The following is a 26438-nucleotide window of genomic DNA, read 5'->3' as shown; positions in this document are numbered from 1 at the left end:
ATTATGGCAATTATAAGTATTACACCTGAGATAGCTATAGACGATTTAAAGACATACGCAGGAGGGCTTGGTGTACTAGAAGGAGATAAGCTTATAACAGCGGGCGAAATAGGCTTAGACTATTGGGTTCTCACCCTATTCTATAGACATGGATACGTGAAGCTGAGATTCGACGGTGTAGAACCTGTTCCAGAACCTGAGTCTATGGATCCGAAAGCTATATCTAAGCTAAAACCGTGGCCGGAATTTAGCGTAACCTTGAAGGGGGAGGAGGTGATTGTAAAACCATACTTGTACGAGTATAAGACTGCTAAAGCAGTCTTCTTCGAAGCAGTATGCCCGCAGTGGGCTAGGCAGTTAACTGACAGAGTGTATATGAATGATACCCTCGAGAGCCAATTCCTAGCTTACGCGCTTCTAGCCAAGAGCTCATCATATTTTATAAAGAATTTTATAGGATTGGAAAACGTGAGAATAATCGACCTAGAAGAAGCCCATACTGCACTCCTCCTAATGGCTATGAATAGCATAGACGATAAGGCTAGGATTATAATTCACACGCCGGGCCCCTGGGGCCACCCGTCTTTTCCTGGAAGTTTGATTGCGAGAGAGTTCGGCCTGTTTCTAGGCGATAATATCATGCTAACTGACTACGCGTTAGCTAGGTTGAGAAAAGGCATTGTCGTCTCGAAGAAACAGGAATCTGTCATCGGTAGGATTTTTACTAAATACAGGGACAAGATAGTTTCTATAACCAATGGTATTAGCCTAGAGAGATGGATGGATGTCAGGCTTCTAACCGCCTACCGTAATGGTAAAATAACTAGAGAGCTGGTCGTATCTGTAAAGAACGATAATAGGGAGAAGCTGGCTTCGTTCCTGAAAAGCTATAAGAACGACCTCGATATAGGGGATAAGCCTATAATAGCTTGGCCCCGGAGGCTAGCCCGATACAAACGCCCGTATTTCATATCGAGATTTATAGAGGAAAACCCGGATATTAGAGCGGTCTTCGTACTGGCAGGAAAGCCACACCCAAAGGATTTCGACGGTTTGAACTATGCGAGGAAATTCAGAGACCTGCATTTAAAACTCAAGCATGTAGTCTACATCCACGACTACGATGTCCCCATAGCAAACCTTATACTCAGAGGTAGCACATTCCTGCTATTTACGCCATTCAGCGGTTGGGAAGCTAGTGGTACCAGCTTCATGAAATCGCTGGTTAATGCTACTCCCGTGCTATCATCTAGGGATGGCGCGGCTATTGAAGTGATAGAAGAAAATGTTACAGGATGGTTTTTCGGAGAGGATATAAGAGATTTCATTAATATATACGATGATCCACGGGCTAAGGAAGTAGATGAGAGAGACTATTCGGAATTCAAGAAGAAGCTTCTAGAACTAATCGATATCTACTATAATGATAGAGAAAAGTATTGGGATATCGCGTTAAACGATGTGATCAAGACCCCTGGTAAAGTTGATATGAGGGTCGTGCTGCATAAATATTATTTTGAAGGTGTCTAGTTTGAGAGTTTTAATTGTAGGCACGGGTTTAATGGGTTCCTCGATAGCAACGTGTTTGTCGAAGAAAAATTATAATATAATAGCGTATAATAGGACGTATAGTAAGGCAGTGGAACTATGTAAGAATATTGGATGTGAGGCTATAAAAGACTTAGAAGGTGTCGAAACCGACTACACTCTCATCTCTTTATTCGACGACCAAGCGAATTTGAAAGTTTTAGTAGTAGACAAATTTTATGAACGAGTTAAAACCAAGTTCATAATAAATACTTCAACAATCTCCCCGAGGGTCAGCCAGATAATTGCCTCAGTATTTACTCCACGTGCGATAAAATACTATGAAGGTACAGTCTACGGTAGTGTTGATGAAGCGAGAGAATGCCGTTTAATCTCAATGATCGGCGGATCGCCCGAGGATTTAAACGATGTAGAACGATTTGTAAGAGAATACTCAAGTAAAGTAGTCTACGCTGGAGAAATACCTTCTGCCACCGCTCTAAAACTAGCTGTCAACAACGTAGCACTAGCACTACCGGCTCTTATAGGCGAATCACTCGAATTGCTAGAAGCCTATAATGTGGATGTGAAAAAACTACTTGAAGTTGCTGACGCTACATGGTTGAAGACTGTATTCGAAAGGTACTGGGGTAGGATCATTCAGGAGAAGCAGGCTAGGTTTACTGTCGCTGGCGTTGCTAAAGACTTTAGGCTTATATTTAATGAGCTAGCTGAGAACGGATACCCGGCATTTGTATCGGGTGGTGTTGCAAGCTACTATAGTAGCCTCCTGAGAGAATACGGGGATAAGGATTACCCGAGGGCTGCTGTAGGATATCTAAGGAAAAAACTATCTGATAATAAGTACTGAAGAAGTTGCATTCACGGCTAGAGCCAGGGGGATACTGCCTATATTGCTCTCGATTGTACCGCTTTTTCCTTTAGCCCCTACAATAATTAGATCATAACTCTCATCACTAAGCTCTCTCAGGATTAGAGATGAGATGCTTTCGTTTTCGGAGAGTTCGACCGTCTTATACCTAACGTTCGGGATTTTCTTGCCAACTATAGACTTAGCTAGCTCTATAACCTTCTCGGGCTCGCCCGGCATTTTAACGTAGAAAATCGTGAGTTGGGAACCATAGTGTCTCGCTAGGTCTACAGCTATATTTAGCGCTTTGATACTCAGGCTGCTTCCGTCGAAAGGAACAAGTATTTTCCTCAGCATGAAACTTATCTCGTATGTAGGTGCTTCAGCCAATTCGCTCACCTTGTTTATATTTTCAACCCTACACCTAAGAACTTATCTGTAGTCCTAACTGATTCCAAGGGGTCTCTTGAGATTATTAGTGATGCTCTTATAGCATCTATGTTTTCCGGTACTACAATAGCCTCCTGGTGTATTGCTTGGACGAGGGTTATTTCATCTCCTCTAACTGATATGAGATCTCTCCAGACAATATTCTCGTATAGATCGTATCTCTTCCTTCCGATATCTCTCGCTAACTCAATAATCTTACCGGTAGAGTCCAGACCCGTTTTATTTGCATCTATTAGGGTAATCCTAGGTGTTTTAGCGAGTTCTTCGATAACCTCCTCTCTCGAGACTTCTCGCGTGGTTCTTATATATATTACATGGACGTGCATGAGAGTTGTCGGTACTATTACGGCTACTGTCTCGATATCGAGGTCTGGTAGTACCGTTTTAACATCTTTAGCATGATGGCTTGGTATACTCGCCGGGTCTAGTTTGATCGTGTTTACAACACCTTTATCGTCTTTGGGGTCGCTAGCTCTTCTCACTATCACGGCTCTAACGTTCTTAATATCGGCTATTCTGCGTAGGGCACATATAATTCTCAGTAATCCTGTCGTATTACAGCTGACAACCCGTAGAAACGTTTTTCCAAGGGCTTCCGAGTAGTTACATAGCGAATTAAAGCTTGTTTCTGCAACATGCGGTTTCTCACCTCCTTGGAATATGGCTCTCTTACCGTTTTTTACATAGGTTTCTTTATTAACGATTCCTTTGCCGGCTGGGGAAGCATCTACGATTATGTCGGCTAATTTAAACAATTCATCTATACTACCGGCTATCTCGACCCCGACTTCTCTAAATAATCTCTCGTTTTCTAACGGAGCGAAAATCGGTATGCCGTTCATACTCGCAGTAATAGCACTATAGTCTGGAGTATACTTACCTACCCCGACCAGCTCCATATCAGGCATTGCTCTGATGGCTTCTGCAACTCTTTTGCCTATTGTACCATACCCGTTGACAGCAACCTTAACCTTCATTTCTTACCGCCATGGAATATCGATTTGCTTAAGAGCATGGCTTTTATTGCAGGGAGCTCTTCACCACTTAGCATTAAGAGTAGTGCGTTCCCTCCTGTAGATACGTGTATTCTACTACTGTCGATTCTAGAGTCATCGACCATTGAGCCTAGGTGGCCGCCGGCTATTATAACAAAAGCCCTTGTTTTACTCACGGCGTCGAGGAGTCTGAGAGTCCCCTCCCTAAACCTTTCATCTTCTATTACTCCAGCCGGACCTCTCATTACGACAAGTGAGGCTTCTTTAATAAATTCGCTGTATACTTCTATAGTAGTATCGCCGATATCTTTGATCACGCCTCTAATATTGGTTACAGACGTGTTGTCAACCTCTTTCTCCCCTACAAGCGTTTTAACATCGACAGGGGTTTCGATAGGAGCTCCCTTCAGCAAGAGCTGTCTCGCCCGAGGTATAAGTGTAAGAGCGTTCTTTTCCTCGAGGATCCTGATATTCTCGTCCCCGATCTTTACCCCTTTAGCTAGAAGGAATAATTGCGCGAGAACGCCTGTCGTAAGTATTCTTTCCGCCAGCTTGTTTCTCACGAGATTCTCTATCACTCGTATAAGGTCATGTATCTTAGACCCGCCTAGAACAAAGACTCGCGGCCCATCGCCTGAGGTATAGATTTTAGATACCGCTTTAACCTCTTTTTCAAACAATGGCCCTATAGCACTTGGCAGGACTAGAGGGAAGCCTACTATACTCGGCTGGCTTCTATGCGCAGTCGCAAACGCGTCGTTGACATAGTAGTCGAATAGATTAGAGAGTTTTTTCACGAGTATAGTATTAGATTGAATCTCGGGGTCTGCTTCAATAACTTCTTCCGATACAAACCTTAAGTTATCTAATAGTAATACCTCGCCTGGTTTAAGGTCTTTAATAGCCTGCCTAGCGGCGGGACCTATTACATCGTCTACGAACCTGATACTGATACCTGTATACTTACTTAGTAATTCTGCATGCTCCTCTAGTGAAACAAATTCTCTCTCGCCAGGCCTCCCTTGGTGGGAGCCTAGTACTAGAGCCGGCTCGTACTTCTCCACAATGCTCTTAATATATGCCGAGTGGACTCTGATCCGTCTATCATCCAGTATTTTACCGGTCTCGTAATCAATCGGGCAGTTGATATCTATCCTCATGAAAACCTTCTTCTTCACAAGTTCTAGGTCTTCAAGAGTGGGAAGTTCCAGTAACAACCTATCCATTGGTACACCAAGTAATGGTTAGATTCCTCCACATATATAAGCTTGGATTAAAGATTTTATTCAATTAAATAAATTTTACATCAAAAACACGAGAAGAGGATATTTAAATAAATATATAAAAAACGCTACTTTATATATTCCTTAAAAGCGATCGCTCTAGTTGGGCACACGCTAGTGCACAAACCGCATCCATAGCATTTTTCTATATCTACTCTTGCAATCCTCTTGCCTTTCTCATCTGGTACTACGTGGACAGCACTATAGTTGCATACCTGTTCACAGAAACCACACCCAATACACTTCTTCGCGTCGACGATAGGGGGTTCAGCCCACACTCTCCGCGGCTCTGGTTTAAGATACTTTAGTGCTAGCCCTTTGATATCGAGTATACTATCGTAGTCGTGTCTAGCAAGCCATTCTTCTACTTCCTTTAGAATCCTCTTGAATACTCCCGGTCCTTCGATTAACGCAGCCGTACATATCTGGACTGCTGAAGCGCCTGCCATAAAGTACTCTATTACATCCACCCCTCTCGATATACCTCCGACACCTATAACAGGTAGTTTAGTATTAAGAGCTACCTGGGCTACTATAGCGAGCGCTAGAGGCTTTAGTGCTGGTCCGCTAAGCCATCCAAACCCGTAGGGGCCTCCTACGATAGGCATCCCTGTCTCTACATCTATGCTGAGAGCTGGCCCGATAGTGTTTGTCGCGACTATACCATTAACCCCGACATTCTCCAGCTCCTTTACTAGCTCTGGAATATTTGGTGTGAAGGGGCTTAGTTTAGCGAATATCGGTATGCTCACGCTCTCCCTAAGGGCTTTAGCTGCTTCTACGACAGGCTTGTAGTCCTTCCCAATATAGTGTGTCGAGAACTCTATCGCGTCAACCCCTGCTTTCTCAACCTTAGGCCCTAAGTTAGATAGTTCCTCGGGGGTATAGCCGATACTAGCTATGAATACTACATTGTTTTTCCTAGCATACTCTCTTACAATAGGGTACTCTCTCTCAAGATAGTGTTCGGCAGGTATATCACTCCATAACTCCGCGTTGAGAACTCCGTAGATGAATCTGTTGTTTCCACTGTCTAGGTTTACAATACGTATATCACCTGGCTTAATAGTCTTCAGCATTTGCATTCTAGTCATACCGCGGTCTACGGCAGCCATACTCGGCCTAGGGACTATTGCCGGTTTAACACTTATTGTCTTAGCTACGACACCGCCGACGTTATTGTTTATCAAAGCGATCATTGATTCAGCATCTCTAGACACCGGGCATGCTGCGTTCATAAGAGGGTTTTTGAACTTTAGTCCAGCTATCTCTACCTCGAGACTCGGCAATCTAACACCCCCTAAATATTAAAACTCATTGTGTATAAATAAAATACTTTCAACGGGAAAAGAGAAGGAATAATGTTTTGAATATTTAAAAAAATTAGCCACATAAGGGATATTCGTCTGGAACCTTCTGCCTAAAGAACTTACCTGTCTCCGGGTCCTGGAATAACCCTACTTTCACACCTTTCCTACCGCTCGGGTTAAGCTGCCATACTTTCCTTGGGACTAGGTCAAGCTCTTTCCCAGAGGGTGTTTTAACTTTTACAGCATTTTTGCAAGGCTCTCTAGCAGCCATCATGTTCCACCATTATTATTATATTGATTGTTAAGGGTTTATATAATTTTTCTCGATACTAAATAAATTGTCACGTTTATCTTAGACAGCTTTAAATCTGTATTTTACGGTTCGAAGAGAGATAATAATAGCGGATTAGGATTAATAGACAATGTAGATTAGAAAAGAGAAAATTATAATAAAAAACTAATGGCTATTTTAAATAGTCTAGCTGGTACCTTCCTTCCGAAAGCATTCTATCCCAGAGTCGTTCAACGACTTTATGAGATTGTTCGAGTGCTTTCTCGAGATCGATATTCACTAGCTTCTGGTCTCTAACTACAAATCTGCCGTCTACTATAACTGTCGATACATCATCTACGTCGTAGACGTTGACAATATGTGCATATATTGTCTTCTCGTTTACAGGCGTAGGAGGCGTCTTGGGTTTCAGGATGACTATATCTGCTTTCTTACCTGGTTCAATACTTCCTAATTCATTCTCTTGGTGGAACATTTTCGCGGAGTTCACCGTAGCCATTTCAACGACTTGTAACGGGGTCATTAGCCTAGGGTCTAGATTCCATACCTTATGAATAAGGTAGGCGGCTCTCATATTATCGAATACGTTGAAGACATAGCCATCGTCGCCTAGACCTACGTTAATCCCTAATTCTAGCATTCTCGGCACCTTCGGTACCCCAACAGCATTAAGCATATTGCTCATAGGATTATGCGCTACGTGAGCACCTGTCTTCTTCACTAGGAGCAATTCTTCATCAGTGGCTTGGACAGCATGGACTAAGTGCACCTTCGGGGATAGGAATCCGAGCTTGTACATTCTCTCTATAGGTCTCAGCCCATACCTCTCAATATTATGGTACACGTCGACGAGACCTTCCTCTGTGTGTATGGCTATTAGGGCACCTGTCTTATCGGAAATCTCTTTAGCCATGTAGAAGAGCTCGTCGTATATTGTGAAGCTAGCGTGTAAGTATATTGCTCCTTTTACTAGTTTAGATGGGTCTCTATTATTCTTGAGAATAAACCGCTCGTTCTCTCTAACTCCTCTAACACCCTCCTCCCTACTCCTCCTCTGCGTTGCTTCAAAACTCAGTATTCCCCTTATCCCGACTTCGTTAACAGCTTTCTCCATATTATCTAGGATTCCGTCGATGCAGTTAGGCGCGCTTATGTTATCGAAGAAGTTTGTAACACCGGATTTAGCATACATTATAGATCCAAGGAGTGCGGCAGTATATGCTTCATCATGGCATAGCATAACGTCGAGAGTCCACCATATCCTCTGAAGGTTCTGCATGAAGTCTGTTGGAGGCTCTATTTTCGCAAACCACGGGCTCCCAGCTAGAAGGGCCCCGTAGAAGTGTGTATGAGCGCTTATGAAGCCAGGGGTTACAATAATCCTCCTGCCCTCGATTACTTCATCGCTCACATACTTGCTACTGCCGTCACCAGCTCCTACATCTAGTACCCTATCTCCTCTTACAGCAACATACCCTCGTGGTATAACCCTTCTCTCGTTGTTCATTGTAACAATTAGAGCGTTATTGATTAGAATATCTACTTTCTCCCTAATCGATACCACCCTAGAATTATTTTTAACCGGTGAATAAAATAAGTTTTCGATCGTCGAATGTTTTTCAAATAAGCCTTTACGTAATCCTGCTACATAGAGCTTCGAAAACAAAGAAGGTTATCTAGTCACAATATAGATTGCTGCTATAATCAATATCGCTCCAGCAGCCTGTTGAATAACAATGTTTTCCCTGTAGAAGACTACTGAGAAAAGCAATGCTGAAACCGGTTCTAATAGATAGATGGTTGCCGCTACATGGGCTGGAACCCCTTTCTGCCCTAGCACTTGGAGGAAGGATGCTATAATCGTGCAGAATACGCTCAGGTATAATATGTAGAGTAGAGTGTGCGTATCAGGGACAAACCTATTATACGCGATTACATAAGGTGCGAGGGCTAGACCCGGCGTTAGTAGTCCTATCAGGAAGCCTACTAGGTCTTCCGACAAAATACTGCTGTAATAGCCTACGAGAATGATTTCAGCAGCCCAGGCAACCGCTCCTAATAATATTAGGATGACGCCAGTATTCAACCCGCCTGAAGGCTTCGTCAGCAGATACAGGCCTATGGTAGATAATACTAGTGAAATAGCTAGCCTATACGACTTTCCCTTACCCTTAAAAAGATCATAGATGTAAACAAAAACAGTATTCAACCCGGTCACAAAAGCGGAGATTGAAGGAGTAGTGTATTGTGTCCCAAGACCCTGTAGAGACAAGCCTAGTATATAAGAAACTCCAACGTATAAACCTTTCTTCAAAGCATTAGTATTTATTTCCCGGGGCCTGAGTAATCCTATAGGGGATAGAACGAGGAGGGATATTAGGGCTCTATAGAAAGTATACGTGATTCCATCAATACTTGAGACACTAAGCTTGATAAAGAGGAAGCTAGACCCCCATATGATCGATGTTAGAACAAGCGCGGTAATATACGGTAAGCGCCCGTTTAATCCCTTCATTCCCGGCACAACCCTATACTAAGTGTGGTTATGAAATGAAAAGATAAAGAAGAGAAAAAAGGATTTACCAGACTTTTCTACCCGGGTATGATCCTAGTCCCCGACTTACCTTCTAACGCCTCCCTTGCTTTAAATAGGTGCCCTATTATTGCTAGTTTACCACCGTTCTCAATAAACCTTATACCTGCTAATACTTTAGGACCCATGCTACCAGGCTTGAAGTGTCCTTCAGCATAGTATTTCTTGGCTTCGCTCACCGTCATGACGTCTAGTGGTTTGGCATTCGGTGTCCCATAGTTCAAATAAACTTTCTCTACATCTGTCAATATCATTAGTATACTGGCTCCGAGAGCAGTAGCCATTCTCTCGGCTCCGAGATCTTTGTCTATAACTCCCTCAACACCCTTCAGTAAACCTTTCTCATCCTTGTAGACTGGTACGCCACCGCCTCCGTCAGCGATTACTATAAATCCGTTGTCTAGTAGTGTCTTAATAGCCTCGATCTCGACTTGTATCTGCGGGTCTGGCGAGGGAACAACTCTTCTAAATCCTCCGCGTGGATCCGGTTTAATAACCCAGCCGTATTCTCTAGCTAGTTTTTCAGCTTCTTCTTTCTCATACCATGGCCCAATATACTTACTCGGGTTTTTGAAATCAGGATCGTCTTTATTAACTAGCGTCTGGGTAACGATCGTCACTACTCCTTTCACTTTTGAACCTAGCATGCCCTTCTCCAGGAGCTTGTTGTAGAGGGCTTGCTGCAGCAGGTAGCCTAGCCATCCTTGGCTCATCGCGCCGGCGATATCAAGCGTCATTGGTGGGAGCTGTTTCATTTTTAGCCCAGCCATCATCCATTCTGCTATAATACCTACCTGTGGACCGTTACCGTGTGTTAGAGCTATCTTGTAGCCTTCCTCGACTAGTGTAGTGACTATTTCGGCAGCCTTGTACGCGTTTCTCCAATATTCTTCAGGTGTACCCTTATCTCCTTTCGTCTGGAAGGCGTTTCCTCCGAAGGCTATCACCATGCATTTATCGTCGCGCGCCATCTGCTACACCGTTTCCATCCTATACTTTAAATGTTGAAGATTCTCACAAGAGTTTAAAAGCTATTTACACGCTAGCCTTTTGTGATGTTTTTGAATAAAATGGATAAATCTATATCATGAAGTCTGGGATACCGTCTGGTCTATAAGCTACCTTGGGTTTAAGATTATTCCTCTTCAACAACTCTACGACATGCGGGTAGAGTATGACGTATTCTTCGTCAATACTGTCAACCAGTTTAGGGTGTATTTTCGCTAGTTGGCTCTTGAAACGCGTATAACCAGCCTGGTCGGAGAAGCTTAACATTACAGCAGGGTAGAAATCTTCGCCAGGCCTCAGACCAGCGTTTAAAAGGTTTTCGAGAGCTTTAAACTGGTACTGGAAGAACGAGCGGTCGGCGCCAGTAAGCATTTCGAACTCCTCGGGGGATACCCCTTTGAACGATACTCTTACTACAATATTAGCGTGATTAGCTAGCTCCTTGGCGTAGTTTTCGTTTCTCCCGATCAATAAACCGTTTGTTTCCAGTATAAACACCTTGTCTGTTTCATCAATTAATTTAACCAACTCTATTAGATGCCTCCACGATATTGTAGGTTCCCCGCCACTTAACCTAACATACCTATACCCTTTTTCTCTCGCAATACCATATACTTTCTCGAAAACTTGTAGAGGATTGTAGAACTCTCCTTTATCAGTGTAGTAACTATACCTCCAGCTCCAGCAGAATTTACACCTCAGATTGCAACCTACGACATCACCTGTCGCAATACCCCCGTACCATTTCCCTCCTCTAAACCTGTAATACCTTCTCTCCTCAAAACCTTTATTGAATCTAGCAACTTTTTTGTATACTTCTTCTGTTAGCTTAAAAGGGTCTAGACCAGGCATGTCTACGGTCTTACTCCTTTACTTTTCTACCGATATTTTATTTATAAACGATTTCAGCAATTTATCATATGCTTCGACTATGTCTTCGAAACCCGAGACTAGGACGTCTACGTTCCTATGCCGGGTCTTACCCAGGCTCCTAGCAATGTATGCGATAGACTGTATAACACCATTGTAGTAGCCGAACTTAGACCTTGTCCAAGCATAGAGGCATTTACTAGAGAACCGGCATCCTTCGCATCTTAAACCATTCTTCTTACATACTTTTTTCGAAGGTGTCCTCAGGTTGAGACCGAGACCTTTCAGATAATACATGTAATGCCTATCGATCGGCGCGTACTCTGTAAGACCGTAGGCGTGCAGTAGATATGCGTTAGCGCTTTTGACACTGAATAATCTTAAATCCATTAGCCGTATAGCTTCGACGAATGGTTTACCTATACCCGTAATAGTTTTTACCATGCTATAATTATTCATAAACTCCCTTACCTGATAAGATCCAGAATTCACGTAGCCGCTAGACAGGAATTCTCTAAGCCATTTTACTGTGTTTACATGGAAGACAGTGTTCTGCGACAAGAAGATAGAGTATGCAATAAGCTCTCTGTCGTAAACCGAGTACACGAGAGTTACCAGCCCTCTGTTTGTGCTCATACCGTTTTTCTCCAAGAACTCTCTGAATAGAAAGGTTTTATCCAACCCTAGTATAGGTTCGTATGCTTCACAGTCCGAAGGGATATAGCATTCTGTATCCATGGTATGCTTATTATGCCTACAGTTAAGGTTTCTGCAGTAGCCGTATGCTTTCCTAAATACGAACCCGTTACTAGTCTCCTCGATCTCGAATAGCGGTAGACTATACGAGTAATATAGTGTTAGACCGTAATTCACTCCTCTAATATACATAAATCAGCCTAGAAGGTGTGTAAGTAAGAGAGGAAAAAAGGAAAAACTACCACTTTCGACTTCCCATTACCATAGCCATTACAGCTTTCTGGACGTGAAGCCTGTTTTCTGCTTCCTCGAAGTACAAGCTCTTCGGATAGCTGTCTAGAACCTCGTCTGTAACTTCTTGACCCCTGTCGGCAGGGCCACAGTGCATATAGAATGGTTTACCAGCTTTCTCCAGCCTCTCTATTGTGACAATCCAGTCTTTGAACTTGTTCTGGTATGCTATAGCGCCTTCCTTGTCAACCTTTGTATTGAATGGTGGGAAGAAGCCTTTCGGGCTCCATGCTTTCGGATAAACTATTGTAGCTCCTTCGAAAGCCTCGTCCATGTTATGGAGGATTTTGAACTCGCTACCCCAGTGCTCTGCATACTTCTTGGCTCTGTTTATAACGTCATCTAGTAGTTCGAAGCCCGGCGGGTGCGCTATGTAGACGTCTGCTCCCAGCATTGCAAAGGTTGTGGCTACGTCTTGCGGTACTGCTAGAGGTTTAAGCCCACCGCTGTAAGCGTAGCTTACAACAATCTTTTTACCTTTTAGATCTTTAGGCCAGCCCAGGGCTTCGAAAGCTGCTAGCGCGTCGGCTAGCGACTGGAATGGGTGCCAAATATCGTCCTCCATGTTTAACACAGGTACTTTGCTCCATTTAGCGAACTCTTCTATAATCCTATGGCCTCTCCCAATAATCCACTTAGCAGCATCACCATAGATCCTGATGGCGATACCGTTCCCGTACCTGCTTAAAACCCTTGCTACATCGCTTATAGCTTCTGTAGCATAAGGCACCATGTCTTCAGGTAGTGTAGGAGTGTAGACCTGGTCTGGCGAAATATAGATAGCTTGCCCTCCGAGCTGGTACATACCTGTCTGGAAGCTGTTCCTTGTTCTCAGGCTCTTATTGTAGAAGATAAGATACAACGTCTTGCCATCGAGCCAGTTGACTTTCCTAACCCCTTTGTGGAACATTTCTTTAAGCTCTTTAGCAGCTTTCAAGACAGTGAATATAGTATCTATGTCGTAGTCTGCGTTAGACAACCAGTGTTTTCCTTCCAGGAGTCCTAGGAACCATGGCTCGCTCATATATTACACCCTTTGATCCAGAGTATTCAAGGGTAGGGATATATAACGTTAACGTATTTTTCACCGGGTTTAATATGGTAGAACAGGTATCTTCCCAAACCTTCCAAGGTCTACTATTTCACCAGGGCTTGCATCTACGGGGATGATTCTAAGAGCCGACGGCTTATTCTTAAGCTGTGACACTGCATGCCAGTCTAGGATGAAACTCTTGAGTTTCTCCACGGATGAAGGTACGACCAGCATATCAGGACCGGCTACACAGACACTCATGTACGATAGTAGTCTCGTAGCACTTAGCAGGCCTTTAGAACCTAGTTCGATCAGCTCTGAATCCTCCGCGTAGGGTAGCATTACCTCGTTGAAGCCCGTAGCGTTCCCCACTCTATCAGCTAGACGCTGGATCAATTTATTCACAACGCTGATACCGTGGTAGAACCCTGGTTCAAGGATATTATAGCCTATACTCTTGAAGAATCTTACAACACTATCCTCCATCCAAGGAGAGAGGCTGTAATCAGCAACCACTCTACCAGAGTAGGCTCCTCTTACAATTTGCAGAATCCTTCTAATCTCTTCTTCGAAACTATAAAATGCCTCTACAATACTATAACCTTCTTCAACAATACTTCTAACATAATCTGCGTATAGGAAAGAGAGTCCAACCCCTTCTATACCGCTGCTGGTCGAGTCGGGGAAATACGGTGTTTCCAGGGGCATATTGTGGAATCCTACCGCTAGTCTAGTCGCGGCTTGAGGCTCGCTATAGCTAACTCTATGTATAAACTCTGATAATCTCGAAGAGAGCTCTACAGGGTCTTTGCTACCCGTGAATTTCAGACTTATATAGAAACCGTTGTAAAGCAAGTCTTCCAGCGTTTTCGTATCTACCGAATCTAATTCGAAAAAGCCCAGGCTTACCAGGATACCTTCTGAAATATAATTCTCAGCCACTCTAGCAACATCGAGCGTTCTCTCCCTGTTGAAGAGAGGCATGGAGATTCTCTTGGTGAAAACCTTGTACCCGTATTTCGCAACCTCTTTTTCTACAGCGTCTAGTGTTTCAAGGCCTTTGATAAGGCTATTCTCAGCTTCCTGCGTGTTCTGGAAAGAAGGGGTGAAGTATGAGATTGCTCTTATAACCGGCTTCATAAATTTACCACGATAGATCCTAGACGAGTTCCAAAACTTAAAAATCCGCTCTACCGGCTGGGAATAAATTAATTACGTTACTCCTTCATCCAATTATATTCTGGTGAATAAAACAATGTACAGCGGGTTGAAAAATAGGGATATACTCACACTCGCCGAGTTAAGTCAGGAGGAGCTTAAGATAATACTAGATGTCGCTTACAATTTCAAGCTAAGGTACAGGACGGGAGAGAGAATTATACCAGTGCTACAGGGTAGGCATCTGGCAATGATATTCGAGAAGCCTAGTACTAGGACCAGGGTTAGCTTCGAGACTGCGATGAAAGAACTCGGGGGAGATGTAATAGTACTCCACGCTAGCGAAATGCAGTTAGCTAGAGGAGAGACTATAGAAGATACTGCTAGAACTCTTTCAAGGTATGTTGACGGGATAATGGCTAGGGTCTACGAGCATTACAAGCTTGAAAAACTCGCCGAGTACAGTAGTGTCCCGGTTATAAACGGGTTGAGCGACCTACACCACCCGATGCAGGGGCTAGCCGACGTATTCACTATAATCGAGAAGAAAGGCAGGGATGTATCGAAGCTAAAGATAGTGTTTGTAGGAGACGGCGGGGACAATGTCGCCCACAGCCTGATGCTAGCAATAGGACTCCTAGGCGGTAGGCTCATTATATCCTCTCCGAAAGGATACGACCCACACCCTTCGGTAGTTAAATTATTCGAAGAGACTGCCTCTAAGTATGGGGGCTCCTTCGAGATCGTAAGAGACCCATGGGAGGCTGTTAGAGGAGCTGATGTAGTATATACAGATGTATGGGTTAGCATGGGCCAGGAGAAGGAGAGGGAGAGAAGGGTGAGAGACCTGGAGCCATACAGGGTTACCTCCCTGCTTATGAGTTATGCTAAAAACGACGCGATATTCATGCACTGCCTGCCAGCTCATAGGGGTGAGGAAGTAACCGATAGCGTGATAGATGGGAAGTGGAGTGTTGTATGGGATCAGGCTGAGAATAGGAAGCATGTTCAGAAAGCTGTGTTAGCGCTTGTTATCCCGTAGTAGAAATGTTTTTTATTTTGATAGGGCTTGATATAGGGTTTCTAGTTGCGAGGTGTTAAATTGTCTGAGTTAAGCTATAAGATTGGTAGATTCGTCTACAGGGTTAAAAGAGAGAACCCGTTTGCTTTTAAAGTGATAGTATACGGTTTACTCGCACTGATAATAGCTCTGGGACTCTACATAAGGGCTCTACCAGGTATAAACTACGGCCTGGAACTATATGAAGCAGACCCGTTTGTAGTCTACTGGCAGGCTAAGTATATATACGAGCACGGTATTTTATCATGGTATACTCTAACACAGAGTAATCCAGCTACACATATCTTCTGGTATCCCTGGGGCAGGGATTTCGTCCATAGCGAGTACCCGGCTCTACCGATGTGGGAAGCAGTCTCGTACCACCTAGTTAAGTATACTGGGATATCGTTTAAAGACTGGTGTGTCTTGCAACCACTCTTATTCGCGTTCCTAACCATGATCTTCATCTATCTCACAGCCGTCGAAGTAACTGGCGGTAATAAGGTTGCTGGCCTCTTGGCAGCATCCTTCTACGCGTTTGTACCAGCTGCTACCGGCAGGACTATAATAGGTTTCTCCACTAAATATGGTATAGGTATAATGTTTGCGACGCTATTCTTCTACCTCTACACTATATTCTACAAAAGCTACCGGAAGCATGGTCTAGGTGTTAAATCTATTATCCTACTGGTTCTTGCAGCTGTATCGCTAGGCCTCCTAGGCTGGTCTTGGGGAGGCTTCATATATGCTTTAGGAGGGTTTGTAGCGTATCTAATACTCTTACCGCTCTTCTCACCTAAGGAAGCTACGCCTAGATTCCTGCTTTCGAACATAGGGCTGCTCGCACTAGCACTTGCTGTTGTGACAGGGTCACCGGCTATTACATCTATACTTCAATTAAACCCGTTTAAGCCAACAGGGTTAGGCGTTCTCGCCTTCGCATCTACTATAATACCCCTCGCATTTTCGGTACAGTACCATTCCCTCTCCAAGCTAGGGTTTAGAAAACCGGTTATTAGACAAGCCGGTTACCTAGGAGTTTTAATACTTATAGTTATAGCAGGCGTTGTTCTAATCTATACAGGAAGGCTCGAGATCGCCGGTCGTTTCGCCTGGATACTTGGTTTGAGGCAGATCGCTTCTAACCCTATATTCGAAAGCGTTGAAGAACACCAGCCGGCATTATCTACCATGGGCATATCAGGGATACTGAGGAGCTGGGGAACCTACTCGGACTGGCTCTTCTTCGTATCACCGTTTATCCTAGCCGTAGTAGGATCCCTGTACTTGATATACAAGGGTTCAGCTGAGAAAATACTGTTATCTGTCGCCTTCCTACTAGCTGCTTATGCTTATATGAATGCGGCTTACATGGAGGTTACAGCTGCTACCACAGGGCTCACTATAGCAGGGGTTTTTGCCGGGGTAATAGTCTCGTGGATGATACCACCAGAATCAGTCTATGAGAAGACTAAGAGGAAGGTTGTTGTAAGAAAGACTAGTTCTGAAGCATTCATCGCATCCTTCCTAATCACGATATTCCTGGTTGCTAATACAGGGCTGGTAGCCTATTCGACATATAGCCAGATGAATAATGTAGTACCAAGTATTAAAGCAGGCTATACATCACTCCCGTACTGGACTAACGCCTGGTATAAAGCTATCGACGCGATCAAGAATACTACACCAGACTCTATTATAGTAGCATGGTGGGATTACGGCTATCCTATTAGTGTCCTTGGGCATAGAGCTACTGTTGCAGATGGTTCAACAATTAATACCACACAGATCGGGATACTGGGTCTAATACTAACAGCATCGAATATTAGTGAAGCGCTAGAACTACTCAGACTTCTTGATACGCCAGCGAACAAAACTTATCTACTCGTATTCGACTCCTTCCTATTCAGGCCTACCGGGAACAACTCTTACGATGTTACACCGATTATTCCAGGTGTAATGGTGGGTATAGACGATATACCTAAGAGCATTTGGATGCTGAGGATCGGTGACTCGGTCGTAGACTACTTGGGATCTATCGGGGTCAATGTCACGCATAGATCTGTAGGGGATGCGTTCTACCTCTACATGTTCCAGAACTCTTTTGCGATTTCGCCGAGGTTCGATGATTTGTCTAATGCGCCGTTAATATACAAGATGCTAGTAGACGGTATCCTATACCTAGGGAGGGAGTGGGGTGCTAACATATCCTTCACATGGTATACTGGTGTATCCAACCCTATTTCATCGCTCGTAGCAACATACCCCCAGTTGCAGCCACTGGTTGATCAAATGGGGTTAACCACATATATACAAGTTATATCCGTTAAGACTCTAACCCAAGATCAGAGACCTCTAGCTAACAACCCATATTTGAAGCCATATGCTATTATCGCCGAACCGTTCTATGATAGGAACGGGAATAAGGTAGTATTCAACGGCGCATACCTGTACGAAGTTATCACAATATACCAGGTTGTTACACCTGGTTGAAGCATCTATATTCTTTCTAGAAATAATTAGCGCATTACTCGAGATCCTGGTTTTATAAGGGTTCTGCCATTTGATTAAACTAGTGGTGCCTCTCTTGGTTTTAAGGAAAAAAGTAGACCCATTGAAATCGGCTCTGACAGCACTCTACAATGTGAGGGCTAGCATACAGCGTTTAGACAGTCTTATTGATAGGATTAACAGTAGGAGGAGTAAACTAATGGATATGGCTGTAGAGCTCCAAGCCCGTGGCGAAACTTTCCTAGCGAAAAAATACGCTGAGGAGATAGCTAAACTAGACAGGATGAGAAGCAGGCTGGAGATATTAAAGCTTGTCCTAGAGAAGGTCTCCTTAAGCATAGACCTCGCGATAACAATGAGGGATTTCAAGCTCCTAGCTGATGAAGTAGGCGATATTGTTAGAGATATAAAGAAGATACCTGAGTCTAAAATACCCGATCTCAGTATATACTTCGCGGAACTAGAGACGTCTATCAGGGAGTTGTCTAGTGTAGAACTAGAAACAGGCCCGCCTCTGAATTACGATACTAGCGAAACCCCCGATGTTAGGAAGGTACTTGAGGAAGCCCGTACCTTGTTGAAGACAAAGCTTGAAAACGAATCTATACAGCCTCCTCTAAATAAGTAGGGTATACTTCTTCTCTTCCTTCAAGACTATGATCTTCGTGTTGAAAGAGTTCAAGACTTCTCTGACTCTATCGCTTATTTTATCCGCTAGATCCTGGGGTAGGACTATGAAGTATCCTTCGAAACTTTGATCGAGTAGGGAGGATCCTACGGCTAGATATAGGTTCTTCAGCTGAGTAGCTCTATCAACGCTCGGGTCTATCACCCATACTCCGATCCTCTTCTCGTCCTTCCATGCTGTAAGGTCAGGGGATATCGGTTTAGCCGGTTTATTCTCCGAGACTTCGAACCCTTTCTCTTCTAGGTCTTTGATTATCTGAGAGATCACTTGCTTCCTAGCCGGGCTGAATTTCGCTAGTTCGATATATCTTTCTATAGGACCATGTATCTCCGGGTCGTACAATGTGTATGTCCCGCGTTCGACCCTGAATAAGAATAGTTTATCAGGGTCTTTGTACCGGTCTTTGCTATTGCTATTGACCGTAACGAGGTCTATTTCGAAGTCAAGGCTCATATCCGACCTAGAAGGATCTTTTTGTTTAGCTATGTTTATGATTTCCCTCCTACTGAAAACTGTCTTACCCGATTTAACAAGTTCTAGACAGGCTTCTTTTATCAAAAGCCAGTTAGGCTTCTTCTGCCCTTGCGACTCAGCATTCTCCCCCAATATCTCACCGAGCTCCTGGAGAAATAACCAATATTAGTTATGGTTGGAGAATCCTTAATATTTCTTCTGCTAGGGATCTGATTGCTTTCGAAGCCTCCCCTTCCGGGTAAGCAATTAGATATGGGAGGTTTTTCTCAAGGGCTTCTCCTATTAATGGATCCAAGGGGATCCTAGCCAGTAGCCTAGTACCATACTTAGATGCCAGCTCTTCCCCTGTGCTCCTGCCTAGGAGATAATATACCTGGTTGTTGCAGGGGCATTTGAAATAGCTCATGTTTTCAACAATACCGAGTAATGGCACATTGCTTTTCACAACGAAGTTTATTGCCTTCGAGACAATTACCTCGGACAATATATTAGGCGCTGTGACTACAATAGCCCCCTTCAAGTCTTTAATAGACTGGACTATTGTAATAGCCTCGTCCCCTGTACCAGGGGGTAGGTCGATTACTAGGAAATCTCCCTGGGGCCATTTTACCTTAGCTAGGAGTTCCATGATCGCTTTCGATTTTAGAGGCCCTCTCCATACGATTGGTAGATCTGGCGAGTCGAGCATGAGATTCATGGCTACGATACTGACTCCAAGAGGGCCTTCGACCGGTAGGATGCCTTCTTCGTCTGCATAATGCCTCATATTAGTTAGCCCTAGCATTGTGGGAATACTAGAACCGTGGATATCGGCATCCATTATTGAGACCCTATAGCCTTTCTCAGCTAATGCTAGAGATAGCATAGCGGATACAAACGATTTCCCCACGCCGCCTTTACCGCTTATGACCATGATCTTATATTTAATCCTGCTCATTCTATCTCTTATCTGATTCGTCAGGTCAGAGAGAATTCTGAAACCCCTTGCTTGCGACATGCTATCACTTAATTTGGATTTATCTTTGAAACAAGATTTTATAACATATTTGTGGTAAACAATGCCCTGCTCTATCGCACCCGGGAAAATATTATTGTTCGGTGAGCATTTCGTAGTCAAAGGGAAGCCGGCAATCGGAATGGCTGTATCGGTTTATGCAAAAACATGTGTTAGCAAGGGCGTAGGTATCGTAGAGTCGGGGCAGCTCGGGATATTAGTAGACTTGTCTTCTAGAGTAGTTAACGACAGGGGTGTTCACAAAATTATCGAAGAACTATCAAAAAGGGGTATTTTGAAAAATAATTTCCACGCTGTGATAGAATCTCAGATCCCTATTGGCTCAGGAATGGGGTCTTCGGCCGCTGTATCATCAGCTTTAGCGCATGCTCTCACAGTTTTCTCCGGGTTCGAGCCATCTAAAGAGTTGGTATGGGAGGTTTCGTTCGAAGCAGAGAAGATCTACCATGTAAATCCTAGCGGCATAGACAATACTCTTTCAGTCTACGGAGGGATCATACTATACAAGGACAAATCCTTTAGAAGGCTGGAGATTAAATGGCCCGAGGATATCTATATAGTTGTTGTCGATTCGAGAATTAAGAGGTCTACAGGGCAGGTTGTTGCAGACGTTTTATCGAGATACGAAAAATACCCTACTATATACTCCCGTATATATGAAGCCGGCGAAGCTATTGTTACCGAAGCTTTGAAAGCGCTCGAAACAGGCGATTTCGTAAGACTAGGGGAGTTGATGGATATAAACCACGGCCTCCTCGCCTCAATAAGCGTATCTTCTAGTGCTATAGATAGAATAGTGTGGAGTATTCGTGAAGCAGGGGCACTGGGCGTTAAAGTAAGCGGTGCTGGTAGAGGGGGTATTGTAATAGCACTTGTCGAAGAAGCTAGGAGAGACAATGTTTCAAATAGGGTTAGGGAACTAGGATTAGAACCGTTGTTGGCAAAACCGGATCTTAAAGGCGTAAGAGCATTATCCCCATATGGTTAACATGCTACTACCGGTAGAAGCTAGTAAGCCGGCTAATCACATACTATAGCTACCTATAGGCGGCTAAAAGTTTGTGGACAACGCCCACAGATAGCGGGTAGAGGTTAAAGAGTACTTATCTTATAGTCCTAGGAGTCGGCCCGAGTTAAGACTCGGGCAAAACATGTATGTGTAAAACATGTTTTTACAACTGTTTATAAGTTTTTTGTGTTAAGATTTAAATAGGGATGATGTGGATAGATTTTTGATAATTAGTGATAGGACTCCCATGGGCTGACCGTAATGGAGGCCACATTTAGGAGGACGAAGAAGAAAGTAAGGGAATCCCTAGACTTCCTCAAGAAGCTGAATACGGTAATCGCTGACTATCTACAACAGATATACGAGTATAATAATACTGCAAGGCAGAAAGGCTACTACCTGAAACCAGTCCACATAGCTGTTAGAAAAGAGGGTAACTCTGTTAGGACGAAGTACTACTATTACGGGCGTTACTGGTACAAGATTGAGAGGACTGAGAAAGGAGGGATAAGGTGGACTTACATAGGTAAGGAGAAACCCGATCCTACACTTCCAGACCCTCCTAAGAACCCTCTTGAAGGCCTTGTTGTGAAAGTCAGGGATTCCGAGGTTGAAGCTGTTTTCGCTAGTGAAGAGATGTATAATGAGATAATGAAAAAACTCGAGGCTTTGAAATAACTGGGTTTTTAAATAATCTTTATTTTTTCCTTTCTCTCATTTTTAAATCCCATATTGTTTTCGATTGATAAACTACCGGTATAATCTCTCTAGCTTCACTAAGCTCTTCTAGATCTATTTCTGCCTCGGCATATGTTTCTCTAAAGCCTAGTTCAAGCTTCTTATAGCCTAGGGGGCTGTATAAGCCGCTGCCTCCCGTAAACATTTCTCCCACCTGGTTTGCTACAGCTATAAACACGGTATTCTCGTGTGCTCTAGCCCTAGATAGGAAATCTAGCTGGGCTTCTTTGAGGAATCCTTTAACCCAGCCGGAGTGGACTAGTACTATCTCATCGCCTCTCCAGCTATAGATTCTGAACAGCTCTGGGAACCTTAGGTCGTAGCATATTGCGACACCGGCTTTTACGCCTTTAATATCTAGTTGCTCGCTAGGCTTCTCCCCGGGTATGAAGAAATCGCTCTCCCTATATCCGTAGGCGTCGAATAAATGTATCTTACTATATACTCTACGCCTCCCCCCTTTAGGGTCAATTATTACGCTCGAACTCCTAGTCTTAGGATAGTACTCGGTTCTCTCAATAAAATGGGTTAGTATGTAGGCTCCGAGCCTGGAACTCGTTTTCTCTAGCTCATCAAGAAACCTGCTGTCGTCTAGGACCTCGGATTTCTCATATAATCTTGAAGGGTCTTGCAGGGAGAAGGGGTTAGCCATGCTGTACTCGGGGGTTACGATAATATCTGCTCTCTTATAGTTATTTTCTACAAGCCTCCTAATTTTAGTAGCATTCTCCAAAGGATCCGGGCTTTTCAGATCAGCTTGCACAAAGCCTACTACCAGCTCTCTACCCAAATCAAGCACCTTAGCGTAGTATTCGTCTTTCTAGATACCTAGCATTTTTTTAAGTTCGCTAGTCGCTTCATCGGATATCGTCGTGTTAAGCTCGTAGAGCTCTATTTTGATGTTTTTCAATTTAAAATCTGTATCAGATATTTCGTATTCTAGCTCTATGTTAACTATAGCGTCTTTAGGAGCCATATACTTCTCTACTAGGAGGCTATATATTAGTTTATTGAGATTAGTCAGAACTTCATTAACCTTCTTCTGCACATCCTTCTTCTGTATGTCAGGCCTTTCTTTTAGAACGCTACTAACCGAGGCGTTTACAACCCTCCTAAGCTTTATAGCATACCCGCTTAGTCTTACAGGGCCTGTTTTTACAACAGACATGTTTTCCCCTTCTAAATGTTTTGTTTAACAACCTAATAATATTTTTTACTAATAATTAATTACGAAATCGATCGGTGGAATTAGTGGTCTATAGTATTCCGAAGCTTATAGATATAAATGCTAGGTCCAGGCTTATAAGAGACTGCAGGAAGCTCCTGATAATAGGAAGATGTATCGAGGTCGAGCACTACGGCATTCTCAAAAACTTTATCGACATGGGTTATTGTCCCCTATCCGTCTGCTTGGAGGCGGAGCATGTAAACATGGTCGGTTTCAAGCTGGCAGGTATATTAGCTAGGGGATCTTATGATGAAGTAGCTGTCCTGACGGTAGACGGTAGTCTACACTGTACTCAACTCCACTGGATGGTCGAAGAGGTCTTCAAGATAATGAATTTAAGTAAAACAGTGAGAAAACATTACGTAGTTTACGAAGGAGAGGTTAAAGAGATCTCACCGCAGGCGGTCAAGACGAGCAGATTTCTCTACAAGGTGGAAAACCTTATCCAAATCCAAAAGGGCTCGGTATGAGTAGGTCAAGTATATTGAAAAACATGGATGCTATAATAAAAGATATTGGGACTCCGTTAAATGAGGGTATAGTATTCAACTTCTCACTATACATCGCGTACCTAGGCCCTGTATATATCGTCGTGTTACTGTTTAGCCAATTGTTTAGTTTCCCGAATGAAGTAGTAGAGCTTAACCTTATAATCGGTTTTATAGGAATAGTTTTTTCATCAGCCCTAGTCGTTTACACATTATTATACGTGCAGAGGCTTGGGGAATCTGTTTTAGAATATTCGAGGAGCATAGTAGAACTAGTAGGTTCTGAGAGAAACGAGAGAGTGAAGACACTGGTCTATATGATTAGAGAATTCGAGAAGGGTTTCAGAACATACCTAGAGTGGTATCCTCTAGCTATATTAATAGGTTTTCTCGCGCTAATATCCTACTCCAACCCTTATTACGCGCTAGTATTCTTCGAACTATATAGTGCTTTAAATGCTTTCTTCATAAGCCAGGTGAGGATTATATCCGATTATATCTCGTCGCACTTAACTAATTTAGAAGACGAGATGAGTAGATTGCTTGGATTAAAGAGGTCTATAAAAGACTCGGGTGCAGCTGTTAAATCCGGGTCTATCATCGAGTTAAGCCTTCTACTATTTAACTCCACTTTATCATCCATTTGCCTCAATGTTTTAAGAGACCTGGATCGGCTCGTAGGAAGATTTAGGAGAATCCATGCTGAGTTAAAGTATGCGCTATCGGCTGCAGGCCTCGGGTAAGTATCGGCCTGTGTTTTAATAGGAAAACTAATAATAGATTCTACCTGCTTCATCGGAAAGCTGGTAGTAAGGCTGGAAGTAACCCAGGATTTCGTTCATGAACCCTTTATTCCCCAATGCTTCTATAAAAACTCTGACCTCGGGCTTATCTAGCCTATCGATAGGCACAACAAAATCGAACTCCTCCCAGGTTAAAGGTATGAAATCAAGCCCGTACTTCTCGGCAACCCAGCCTACTGCGATACCTACGTCAGCCCTCCCTTGTTTAACTGCTACAGCGACGGCTGAATGCGTTTTTACCTCATAGAAATAACCATCTATCCTCCTAACAAGCTCTTCGAAGCTTATACCACTCGACTCGCTAATCTTCTTCAACTCCATATCTATAAAACTCCTGACACCAGAGCCTTTATTCCTATTCACGATCCTTACGCCGGGCTTTACGAAATCTTTTATGCTCTTAATATCCTTGGGATTACCTTTTGCAACAACCAGCCCTATAATCCTCTTATATCCTTTAACAACAACCGCTTTATTCCTTAGGCCGAATTTTTCGATAAAAGAGGTATTATAGACGCCTTTCTCCTCGTCTAGTAAATGAGTTGGAGCGATATCGGCTTCCCCTCTCTCGACGGCTTTCCAACCGCCCAAGCTTCCCACTGGGACGATCTTTGCGATGTTTACAAGCCCGATTTTCTTGATAATGAAGTACAGCAAGGGGTCGTTACTGCCGATAATATTCAGCCTAGTCACTTGTTCGAGAGGCTTCATCAATTCAATTATTACCTCCTCATCCTCGTTCACCAACTCTGTCTTTTCATCTATATACAGGAATCCATCGCTTAACACTAAGGAGGATACGCTACCGCTGCTCGTAGAAACCGGGTAGGCTACGTACCCTCTACTAGTTTTCACTAATCCAACAGGCAGGAACATTGCGCTACCTGCTCTCTTCCTAATTTTAACAGGGATTCTAGCAGTAATACTATAGCCGGGTACCTCTCTCAGACCAGCCAGCCTTGATATAATAGGTTTTACAAGCTTCAGTAGGACCATATAGCATGAGAGCGGGAAACCCGGCAGCCCTATCAGTAGCTTTCCTCTTGCAACGCCTATAACAGTAGGCTTCCCAGGCCTTATCCTCAGCCCGTGGACGATCACGCCGGGCTGGCCGAGCCTATTGAAAACCCTATATACCACGTCTTTGACGCCAGCGCTAGTCCCACCGCTCGTAATTACGACATCGTTTTCCCCGAGAGCTTTTGAAAGAGCCTCGTATACAACTTCTTCTTCGTCTGGTAGTATACCGTAGTTCTTTGCGTCAACGCCCATTGATTGAAGGAACGATGTTATCAGATAGCTGTTTGTATCATAAACCTTACCTGGTTCTAATACGCTTCCAGGCTTCAAGACCTCCCTACCTGTAGAGAATACGGCTACCTTAGGCTTCCTATACACTTTAACCCTATCATATCCGAGGCTTGCCAGCAAACCTATCTTCTCTGGAGTTAGGATACTTCCCTCCACTAAAACCAGGTCGCCTAGGGAAATATCGCTTCCAGCAGTACTAACGTTCTCCCCGGGAAACGTGCTCCTGTATATAAGGACTTCCTCTCCCGCCCTGCTCGTATACTCTTCCATTACAACGCTGTCAGCACCTCTTGGAAGCATTGAGCCGGTCGCTATTTCAACAGCCTCCCCGGGGGATACACTAAAACCCGGTATCTCCCCCACCTCGACTCTGCCAACTACCCTCAGTTTGACCGGGGCTAGTTCGTCAGCCCACGATACATCCGTAGACCTGACAGCATAGCCGTCTACCTCGCTCCTATCAAACGGCGGGTAGTCTATTGGCGAGAAAATATCTTCGGCTAGAACCCGGTAAAGTGCTCTATCTAGATCGATTTCTTCTACCCCCAGGGGTTTGAGACTGTAGTGTTTTTCTAGAATGCTTAAAGCCTCATCTATTGAGACAAGGTTGTGGAAAATCTTCCTCGACAATACAATCCCCTTCATAAACTAGGTGATAAGCTTTATACTACTCTAAAAATTCGAGTCAAACCGTCTTTTAATCCAAATCGTAATATATAGTGGGTGGCAGATACTA

Annotated in this window: 26 protein-coding genes; 9 read left to right on the top strand and 17 right to left on the bottom strand. The window is 43.7% G+C overall.

Annotated features, from left to right (window positions below; translation table 11 throughout):
• Positions 1–3: 3 nt before the first annotated feature.
• Positions 4–1530: a glycogen/starch/alpha-glucan phosphorylase gene (locus ACSU1N_RS01035; protein ID WP_440059775.1), complete on the top strand. Its 1527-nt coding sequence runs from the start codon at positions 4–6 to the stop codon at positions 1528–1530.
• Position 1531: 1 nt separating this feature from the next.
• Entirely contained in the window at positions 1532–2398 is an 867-nt protein-coding gene (locus tag ACSU1N_RS01030) for an NAD(P)-dependent oxidoreductase (RefSeq protein WP_440059774.1), read from the top strand.
• Here ACSU1N_RS01030 and ACSU1N_RS01025 read toward each other — a convergent pair.
• The 12 genes from ACSU1N_RS01025 to ACSU1N_RS00970 form a co-directional block, all read right to left on the bottom strand.
• On the bottom strand, positions 2378–2788 hold the full coding sequence (locus ACSU1N_RS01025; RefSeq protein WP_440059773.1) for a universal stress protein: 411 nt from the start codon (positions 2786–2788) through the stop codon (positions 2378–2380). The genes ACSU1N_RS01030 and ACSU1N_RS01025 overlap by 21 nt on opposite strands.
• 14 nt (positions 2789–2802) lie before the next feature.
• Entirely contained in the window at positions 2803–3825 is a 1023-nt protein-coding gene (locus ACSU1N_RS01020; RefSeq protein WP_440059772.1) for a type II glyceraldehyde-3-phosphate dehydrogenase, read from the bottom strand.
• Positions 3822–5069, bottom strand: a complete 1248-nt coding sequence (locus ACSU1N_RS01015; protein WP_440059771.1) for a phosphoglycerate kinase — start codon at positions 5067–5069, stop codon at positions 3822–3824. Before ACSU1N_RS01015 ends, ACSU1N_RS01020 begins: the two co-directional genes overlap by 4 nt.
• Positions 5070–5194: 125 nt before the next feature.
• Positions 5195–6415: a 4Fe-4S dicluster-binding protein gene (locus ACSU1N_RS01010; protein WP_440059770.1), complete on the bottom strand. Its 1221-nt coding sequence runs from the start codon at positions 6413–6415 to the stop codon at positions 5195–5197.
• A gap of 94 nt (positions 6416–6509) precedes the next feature.
• Positions 6510–6707 (bottom strand): chromatin protein Cren7, encoded by a 198-nt coding sequence (locus ACSU1N_RS01005; RefSeq protein WP_440059769.1) that lies wholly within the window; start codon positions 6705–6707, stop codon positions 6510–6512.
• Positions 6708–6900: 193 nt separating this feature from the next.
• A complete protein-coding gene (locus ACSU1N_RS01000) occupies positions 6901–8394 on the bottom strand; it encodes an amidohydrolase family protein (protein ID WP_440059768.1) in 1494 nt (497 codons plus the stop codon).
• A gap of 6 nt (positions 8395–8400) precedes the next feature.
• Positions 8401–9243 carry a DMT family transporter gene (locus ACSU1N_RS00995; RefSeq protein ID WP_440059767.1) on the bottom strand — a complete coding sequence of 281 codons (843 nt, stop codon included), beginning with the start codon at positions 9241–9243 and terminating at the stop codon, positions 8401–8403.
• Between the two features lie 77 nt (positions 9244–9320).
• Positions 9321–10292 carry a carbamate kinase gene (gene arcC, locus ACSU1N_RS00990; protein ID WP_440059766.1) on the bottom strand — a complete coding sequence of 324 codons (972 nt, stop codon included), beginning with the start codon at positions 10290–10292 and terminating at the stop codon, positions 9321–9323.
• Between the two features lie 109 nt (positions 10293–10401).
• Entirely contained in the window at positions 10402–11181 is a 780-nt protein-coding gene (locus ACSU1N_RS00985) for a radical SAM protein (protein WP_440059765.1), read from the bottom strand.
• 18 nt (positions 11182–11199) lie between these two features.
• The gene (locus ACSU1N_RS00980) at positions 11200–12087 is read right to left on the bottom strand and encodes a hypothetical protein (RefSeq protein WP_440059764.1); all 888 of its coding nucleotides are present in this window, start codon (positions 12085–12087) and stop codon (positions 11200–11202) included.
• A gap of 46 nt (positions 12088–12133) precedes the next feature.
• Positions 12134–13210 (bottom strand): ornithine carbamoyltransferase, encoded by a 1077-nt coding sequence (locus ACSU1N_RS00975; protein WP_440059763.1) that lies wholly within the window; start codon positions 13208–13210, stop codon positions 12134–12136.
• A gap of 69 nt (positions 13211–13279) precedes the next feature.
• Positions 13280–14359, bottom strand: a complete 1080-nt coding sequence (locus tag ACSU1N_RS00970) for a DUF711 family protein (RefSeq protein WP_440059762.1) — start codon at positions 14357–14359, stop codon at positions 13280–13282.
• Between the two features lie 115 nt (positions 14360–14474).
• Between ACSU1N_RS00970 and argF the strand changes: the two genes are divergently transcribed.
• The 3 genes from argF (at position 14475) to ACSU1N_RS00955 (ending at position 18576) form a co-directional block, all read left to right on the top strand.
• Entirely contained in the window at positions 14475–15419 is a 945-nt protein-coding gene (argF, locus tag ACSU1N_RS00965; protein WP_440060315.1) for an ornithine carbamoyltransferase, read from the top strand.
• 60 nt (positions 15420–15479) lie between these two features.
• Positions 15480–17930, top strand: coding sequence for a peptide permease (locus tag ACSU1N_RS00960; RefSeq protein WP_440059761.1), 2451 nt, complete (start codon positions 15480–15482; stop codon positions 17928–17930).
• Positions 17931–18024: 94 nt separating this feature from the next.
• Positions 18025–18576, top strand: a complete 552-nt coding sequence (locus ACSU1N_RS00955; RefSeq protein ID WP_440059760.1) for a hypothetical protein — start codon at positions 18025–18027, stop codon at positions 18574–18576.
• Here ACSU1N_RS00955 and ACSU1N_RS00950 read toward each other — a convergent pair.
• Positions 18565–19242: a DUF7669 domain-containing protein gene (locus ACSU1N_RS00950; RefSeq protein WP_440059759.1), complete on the bottom strand. Its 678-nt coding sequence runs from the start codon at positions 19240–19242 to the stop codon at positions 18565–18567. The two genes, ACSU1N_RS00955 and ACSU1N_RS00950, sit on opposite strands and share 12 nt — an antisense overlap.
• 37 nt (positions 19243–19279) lie before the next feature.
• Positions 19280–20107 (bottom strand): Mrp/NBP35 family ATP-binding protein, encoded by an 828-nt coding sequence (locus ACSU1N_RS00945; protein ID WP_440059758.1) that lies wholly within the window; start codon positions 20105–20107, stop codon positions 19280–19282.
• Positions 20108–20168: 61 nt separating this feature from the next.
• Between ACSU1N_RS00945 and mvk the strand changes: the two genes are divergently transcribed.
• Entirely contained in the window at positions 20169–21113 is a 945-nt protein-coding gene (mvk, locus tag ACSU1N_RS00940; protein WP_440059757.1) for a mevalonate kinase, read from the top strand.
• A gap of 282 nt (positions 21114–21395) precedes the next feature.
• Positions 21396–21812 (top strand): hypothetical protein, encoded by a 417-nt coding sequence (locus tag ACSU1N_RS00935; protein WP_440059756.1) that lies wholly within the window; start codon positions 21396–21398, stop codon positions 21810–21812.
• 19 nt (positions 21813–21831) lie between these two features.
• On the opposite strand, the gene ACSU1N_RS00930 is transcribed toward ACSU1N_RS00935, so the two are convergent.
• Positions 21832–22671 carry a nitrilase-related carbon-nitrogen hydrolase gene (locus ACSU1N_RS00930; protein WP_440059755.1) on the bottom strand — a complete coding sequence of 280 codons (840 nt, stop codon included), beginning with the start codon at positions 22669–22671 and terminating at the stop codon, positions 21832–21834.
• Between the two features lie 21 nt (positions 22672–22692).
• Positions 22693–23040, bottom strand: coding sequence for a DUF2258 domain-containing protein (locus ACSU1N_RS00925; protein WP_440059754.1), 348 nt, complete (start codon positions 23038–23040; stop codon positions 22693–22695).
• Positions 23041–23123: 83 nt separating this feature from the next.
• Between ACSU1N_RS00925 and ACSU1N_RS00920 the strand changes: the two genes are divergently transcribed.
• Positions 23124–23570 carry a 4Fe-4S ferredoxin gene (locus tag ACSU1N_RS00920; RefSeq protein ID WP_440059753.1) on the top strand — a complete coding sequence of 149 codons (447 nt, stop codon included), beginning with the start codon at positions 23124–23126 and terminating at the stop codon, positions 23568–23570.
• The gene (locus ACSU1N_RS00915) at positions 23567–24331 is read left to right on the top strand and encodes a hypothetical protein (protein ID WP_440059752.1); all 765 of its coding nucleotides are present in this window, start codon (positions 23567–23569) and stop codon (positions 24329–24331) included. The genes ACSU1N_RS00920 and ACSU1N_RS00915 overlap by 4 nt, the downstream gene beginning before the upstream one ends.
• A gap of 27 nt (positions 24332–24358) precedes the next feature.
• Here the strand turns inward: ACSU1N_RS00915 and ACSU1N_RS00910 are convergent, their stop codons facing one another.
• Positions 24359–26332, bottom strand: a complete 1974-nt coding sequence (locus ACSU1N_RS00910; protein WP_440059751.1) for a molybdopterin biosynthesis protein — start codon at positions 26330–26332, stop codon at positions 24359–24361.
• Positions 26333–26438 lie beyond the last annotated feature (106 nt).

It is taken from the genome of Thermogladius sp. 4427co (assembly GCF_051933805.1).
In the GTDB taxonomy this organism is placed as follows: domain Archaea; phylum Thermoproteota; class Thermoprotei_A; order Sulfolobales; family Desulfurococcaceae; genus Thermogladius.
Note: the sequence above shows the minus strand (reverse complement) of the source record. Positions and strands in the feature narration are given on the sequence as shown.